This is a genomic window from Streptomyces sp. NPDC000151, from assembly GCF_040301705.1.
Lineage (GTDB): Bacteria > Actinomycetota > Actinomycetes > Streptomycetales > Streptomycetaceae > Streptomyces.
Window position 1 is genome coordinate 1 of sequence record NZ_JBEPFC010000311.1, and the last position, 1363, is coordinate 1363.

The window sequence follows — 1363 nt, forward strand, 5'->3', positions numbered from 1 at the left end:
GGGACGGCGACGCGGCCGCCTATCTGCGCGGCGCGCTCGACGCGCCGATGCCGCCCGAGCGCCGGGCCGCGGTGCTCAACCGCCTCGGTGCGCTGGAGTTCGCCACCGTACGGTCGGCGGGGATACCCCGGCTGGCGGAGGCGCTGCGCCTCCAGCAGGCGCCCCGGCAGCGGGTGCTGACCGCGGTCACGCTCGGCACCGCGCTGGTCCACAGCGGCGAGGCGCAGGCCGCTTTCGACGTGCTGCGTGGCCTCGACGACCAGGACGATCCGGTGCTGGCCCGTACGGTGCAGACGGCGGCCGCGCTGCTCTCCGACCACGACCGGGACATCCGGCGCGAGGTGCACGAGCGGCTGCGGAAGACCGCCGAGCAGTACCCGGCCCTGCTCAGCCCGGCCGTGCGGACGCTGCTGGTGCGGTACGAGGCGGGCGCGGGGCTGCTGTCGGCCGAGGCGGCCATGGAACAGGTCCGGGAGCTCGTCGCGGCCCCCGAGGACCGGTTGCTGATGCCGTATCAGCTGAGCGCGGCCGCCGCCGTCGCCCAGTGGGCGGACGCGCTGGAGGACGCCGACCGGCTCGTACGGGACGGCCTGACCGAGCGCCTGTCGCCACTGCACCCGGCCCACCACTCCCTGCTCAACACCCGCGCCGACACCGCCGGGTCGCGCGGCCGGTACGCATGGCAGCCCGCGGACCTCTCCGGCCGGCGGCCATCCGCCGCGGATTCCGGGCGGGTCGCGCCGACCAACTTCCGTGCGCACGCCGTCCTTTCACTCGTACGCGCCGGCCGGCTGGCCGAAGCCGGCCGGCTCGCGGCGCCCGTACACGTCGACGAAGCCACCGACGGCTGGGAGCTGAACCGCTTCCTCTACGCCCGCGGCGTGCTGCGCGCCGCGGGCGGTGACCACGTGGGCGCGCTGGAGGACTTCCTGAACTGCGGGCGGCGGCAGACCGCCCGGGACATCCTCAACCCCGCCGTGTCCGCCTGGCGTTCGGCCGCCGCCGAGTGTCACCTGGCGCTCGGCCGGCCGGCGGCGGCCCTGCCCCTCGCCGAGGAGGAGTACCGGCTCGCGCAGGTGTGGCACACGCCTCGCGTACTGGGCCGGGCGTTACGCGTCCTGGGCGCCGCCACCGGCGGACGGCACGGACTGGAACTCACCGAACAGGCCGTCACCGTCCTGCGGGACGGCGCGCCGGGGCCCGTGTCGGATGCCGGGTACGCAGCAGCGGACGCCGGGCCGCCGGACGCGCTGGACATCGAACTGGTCCCGGCGGAATGGAACTCACCGAACAGGCCGTCACCGTCCTGCGGGACGGCGCGCCGGGGCCCGTGTCGGATGCCGGGTACGCAGCAGCGGACGCC

At 76.2% G+C, this 1363-nt stretch carries 1 pseudogene; it reads left to right on the forward strand.

Going from position 1 to position 1363, the window contains the following annotated elements:
• Positions 1 to 1363, forward strand: a pseudogene (locus tag ABT381_RS35770) (helix-turn-helix transcriptional regulator); the annotation flags it as partial.